Source organism: Methylorubrum podarium (genome assembly GCF_022179745.1).
Taxonomy (GTDB): domain Bacteria; phylum Pseudomonadota; class Alphaproteobacteria; order Rhizobiales; family Beijerinckiaceae; genus Methylobacterium; species Methylobacterium podarium.
Window position 1 is genome coordinate 1 of the sequence record NZ_BPRD01000440.1, and the last position, 5,004, is coordinate 5,004.

General features: G+C 74.1%; 1 protein-coding gene and 1 pseudogene. Both read right to left on the reverse strand.

Annotated elements, in window-relative coordinates; all coding sequences use genetic code 11:
• Window positions 1–318, reverse strand: a pseudogene (locus MFF42_RS20185) (invasion associated locus B family protein); the annotation flags it as partial.
• A gap of 164 nt (window positions 319–482) precedes the next feature.
• Window positions 483–5,004: beta strand repeat-containing protein (locus tag MFF42_RS20190; RefSeq protein WP_238257342.1), on the reverse strand; the 4,522-nt coding region annotated here is incomplete at its 5' end.

Below are 5,004 nucleotides of genomic sequence, written 5' to 3' on the forward strand. Positions count from 1 at the left end.
GATCGCGACCTGGGCGATGGGCGCGGCCTGTCCCTGCACCTGCATCGCCTCGGAGACCTCGCACAGGCGGGCCGCCTTCTCCGCCGTCCCGACGCGCTGGCAGCGCAGGATCCAGTCGCCGTAGCTCGCCGTGGTGACGCCCGGCTCGGACGGGACCGGCGGCGGGGCGGGCGCCGCGGGCGTCTTGCCGCCGGACGGTTGCGCCAGGGCGGGGCCGGGGGGAAGCGCGCCGCCGGCCAGGAGGACGCTCGCAACGAGTGCGGCCGAAAGGCGGGGGCGGGCGGAGCGGGCCGCCTTCCGCGGGGCGAACGAGGTCATGCGGCGGTGTCCTAATGGTGAAACTTGGGGGCGATGCGAGCCGCGCCGAAGGGGCGAAGGCGAGGGTTCGGCCCGGTGCCGGATGCGGTGAACCTCGCGGCCCGGGGAGACGACCGTGCGTCGGGATCGGGACAGGACGGCATCGGCGCGGCGACGGTTCGGGATCAGCGGGCGGCCGCCGGAAGGCCGGCCTGCGGCTTCGGTACGGTGAGCAGCGCAGGCGGTGCCAGCAAGCAGCCGCCCTGCCGGCCGGCGCAGACGAGGGCGGCATCGAAGCGCGGGTCGGCAGCGACGAGCGTCCCATCCGGCGCGGCCACAAGGAGGAGCGGTAATGCGGGGGCGGCCGGGCCACCGTCGAGGCGGGCGGCGCGCTCGGCGGTGCTGGCGAGGCGGCCGGCGTCGAGGAGGACGGGCGTCGGCTGGGGTTGAGGCTGGAGTTGCCTTGGCAGGACGGTGAGATCCGCGCCGACGAAGCCGAGCCGGTAGTTCGCCGAGGCCGTCAGGCTTCCCTGCGTGATGGCGTACACGCCCGGCGCGCTCTCCGCGTCGGCTGTGGTGGCCAGCGCCCCGGTCAACGTATCGCCCGCGACGAGACCGAGGCCGCCCACCGTGTAAGTCAGGGCCGGATTGGCCGTGCCGGCCGGGCGCGTCTGCGGGTCGGCGAAGACGGTGATCGGCCGCGCCGTGACGGTGAGGTCGGCGCCCCGGTAGGTCAGCGCGTAGTTGGCGGAGGCCGCCAGCATGCCCTGAGCGATGGCGTAGGGGCCGATGCCGCTTCGCAACCCGGCCGAGGTCGCCAGCGCACCGGTCAGGCGGTCGCCGTTGGCGAGGCCGCTTCCGCCGACCGCGTAGGTGAGCGCCGGGTCGGCGTCGCCGTAGAGGCGGGTCTGCGCGTCGGCGGTGACGGTGATCGGCAGGCGGTCGATGGTGTAGGTGCCGGCCTCGCTCGTGCCGATCCGGTAGTTGCCGTTGGTGAGCCGGCCCGCCACCGCGACGGTGTAACGGCCGGCCGGGCTCGCCGCATCGAGGCTGAAGCCGGTCGAAAGGCCGGTGAGCACCGCCACGCCCTGCCCGCCGACGAGGCCGGTGGCCGCGAGGCCGGGATCGACCGGCCGGTCGCCGTAGGTCGAGCGGCCGTCGTTGACGCGGACGCCGACCGTCGCGGGGGTGATGGTGAGCGTGCCGGTCATCGGCAGGCGGTAGTTGGCGGCCTGCCCGTTGCCGCCGGCGACCGACAGGCCGAGGCCGGTCAGGCCCGCGCCGGCATCAGTGCCGGCATCGGCTGACGCGGTGGTGCCGACGCCGGCCGCCAGGGTGACGGCCTCGCCGTTGACCCCGCCGACGACCGTGAGCTGCGAGACGGAGAAGGCGGTGGTGCCGTCGTAGGTCTTGCTGCCGGTGACGATGAGCCCGGCCGGATCGACGATCAGCGCGGTGGCGTTGCCGGCGGCCTGGACGAAGCGGTAGTTGCCCGCCGCGAGCCCGGAGCCGGTGACGGCGTAGGCGCCGACGTTGCTGCCGATGTCCGCCGCGGTGGTGAAGCGGGCCTCGCCGGTGGTGGCGTCGGCCCGCGTGTCGGTGCCGAGGAAGCCGGTGACGGTGCCGCTCAGCACCGGGTTGGCGGCGCCGTAGCTCCGGCGCGCCGCGTCGGCGGTGTAGGTGAGGGTGGCCGGGGTGATCGTCACCGCGCCGCTCGCCCCCGCGAGGGTGTAGTTGCCGCTCGACAGGCGCAGGCCGGAGAGGTCGGTGACGGCCTGGAGGCCGACGTCCCGGCCCGCGAGGCTGCCGCGCCCGGAGACGGACACGCGATCCCCGTTCACGAGGTTGCCGGGGGTCAACAGCTCGCCGGCGATGTCGGTGTCGGCGTCATAGACGCGGGTTCCGGAGAGCGTCACCGGGCGCGGCGTCACCGTCAGGTCGGCGCCCTCGTAGGCCAGGGCGTAGTTCGCGGAGGCCACCAGCGAGCCCTGCGTGATCGCGTAGCGGCCGACCGGGCTTCGCGCGTCGGCCGCACTGGCGAGACCGCCGCCGAGGCGGTCGCCGTCGACGAGTCCGAGGCCGCCCACGGTGTAGGTCAGGGCCGGGTCGGCCTCGCCGTAGAGGCGCGTCTGCGCCTCCGCCGTCACCGTGATCGGCCGCGCCGCGATGGTGAGACCGGCGCCGACATAGGTGAGCGCGTAGTTCGGGTTGGCGGCGGCCGTGAGCGAGCCCTGCGTGATCGCGTAGGTCCCGACATCCGAAGCGGCGGTGGCCGCCGTGGCCGGCGTCCCCGACAGGGCCGCGCCCGCTCCCAGCGCGGTGGTGGTGTAGGTCAGGGCCGGGTTGACCTCGCCGTAGACGCGGCTTTTGGCCTCCGCCGTGACGGTGACCGGCCGGGCCGTCACCGTGAGGTCCGCACCCTGGTAGGTCAGCACGTAATTGGCGGAGGCCGCCAGCGTGCCCTGGGTGATGGCGTAGGGGCCGACGCCGCTCGCGGGGGTGGCAGGGGTGGCGAGGCCGCCCGACAGGCTGTCGCCGGCGACGAGGCCGCGTCCGCCCACGGCGTAGGTCAGGGCCGGATTGGCGTCACCGTACACGCGGGTCTGCGCGTCGGCCGTGATGCTGACCGGCCGTGCCATCACCAGGAGCGTGCCGGGGACGTAGCTGATCCGGTAGTTGCCGGCGCTGCCCTGGCCGAAGCGCGCGCTGCCGGGCGTGTAGGCGTAGCTGCCGACGCCGGTGGTGGCGTCGGCCGTTGCCGAGGCCACGGCGACCGAGGCGATCGTGTCGCCGTTGACCAGCCCGCCGCCCGAGCCCGCGCTGCCGGTCGGCGCGACGAAGGCAGTGGTGGTCGCCGGGTTGGCGTCGCCGTAGACCCGGCTGATCGTGCCGCCGGTGACGATGAGCGGACGCGGGGTGATCGTCAGGTTCGCGCCGACATAGGTGAGCGCGTAGTTCGGGTTGGCTGAGGCCGTCAGCGTACCTTGCGTGATCGCGTAGCTGCCGACGCCGGTCGTCGCATCCGCCGTCGCGAGAGAACCCGAGAGTGGCACGCCGGCGCCGAGCGAGGTCGTCGTGTAGGTCAGGCTCGGGTTGGCGTCGCCGTAGAGGCGGGTCTGTGCGTCGGCCGTCACCGTGACCGGCCGCGGGGTGACGGTCAGCGTGCCGGGGGCGTAGCCGATCTGGTAGTTGGCTGCGCTGCCCTGACTGAAGCGAGCGCTGCCGGGCGTGAAGCTGTAGCTACCGACCCCGGTGGCAGCGTCGGCCGTCGCCGAGGCGAGGGCAACCGAGGCGATCGTGTCGCCGTTGACCAGCCCGCTGCCCGAGCCCGCACTGCCTGTCGGCGCTGTGAAGGCAATCGTCGTCGCCGGGTTGGCGTCGCCGTAGGCCCGGCTGATCGTGCCACCGGTGACGGTCAGCGGGCGCGGGGTGATCGTCAGGTTCGCGCCGATATAGGTGAGCGCGTAGTTCGGGTTGGCCGTTCCCGTCAGCGTGCCTTGCGTGATCGCGTAGCTGCCGACGCCGGTCGTCGCATCCGCCGTTGCGAGCGTGCCCGACAGCGGTGCGCCGGCGCCGAGCGAGGTCGTCGTGTAGGTCAGGCTCGGGTCGGCCTCGCCGTAGACCCGGCTCTGCGCGTCGGCCGTCACCGTGACCGGGCGTGGGGTGACACTCAGCGTGCCGGGGGCGTAGCTGATCTGGTAGTTGCCGGCGCTGCCCGTGCCGAAGCGCGCGCTTCCGGGCGTGAAGGCGTAGCCGCCGACCCCGCTGGTGGCGTCCGCGGTCGCCGAGGCGAGGGCGACCGAGGCGATCGTGTCGCCGTTGACCAGCCCGCTGCCCGTGCCCGCGCTGCCGGTCGGCGCCGTGAAGGCCGTGGTGGTCGCCGGGTTGGCGTCGCCGTAGGCCCGGCTGATCGTGCCGCCCGTGACGGTGAGCGGGCGCGGGGTGACGGCGAGGTTCGCACCGACATAGGTGAGCGCGTAGTTCGGGTTGGCCGTTCCCGTCAGCGTGCCTTGGGTGATCGCGTAGGGGTCGACGTCGCTGGTCGGGCCGGCCGTCGTGGCGAGGCTGCCCGACAGTGGCGCGCCGGCGCCGAGGGAGGTCGTCGTGTAGGTCAGGCTCGGGTTGGCCTCGCCGTAGAGGCGGGACTGCGCGTCGGCCGTCACCGTGACCGGCCGCGGGGTGACGCTCAGCGTGCCGGGCACGGAGAGGATGCGGTAGCTGGTGCCCGCCGGGCTGGTGATCGCGCTGCCCGCGGCGGTCGCCGCGTAGGAGCCCACGTCCGAGGTTGCGGTCGCGCCCGTGCCGAGGGTGCCGAGCGTGGTGACGAAGTCGCCGGGCTGCAGGCCGGCATAGGAGGCGATCAGCGGCGGATTGACGTTGCCGTAGGAGCGGCTCGTCACCGGCGTCACGGCGACGACCTTCGCCGTGCCGTAGAGCTGCGGGTAATAGGCGGTCGAAAGGCCGCCCTGTCCGGCTTGGTTGGGCGGCGCCCAGACCGTGGCGAAGTCGAAGCCCGCGTAGGTGGTGCGGAAGGCCGACAGATCCTGCATCTGCGCTGTCGTCCGCCCGGTGGCGCCCGTCGCACTATTGCCGATGCCGATCGCCCGGCCCGTGCTCTGCGTGTCCCAGTAGCTCGTGGTGACCGTGCCGGTGCTCGACCCGACGAGGCCGCCCACGAAGGAGGTGCCGGTGACGCTGCCGGTGGCG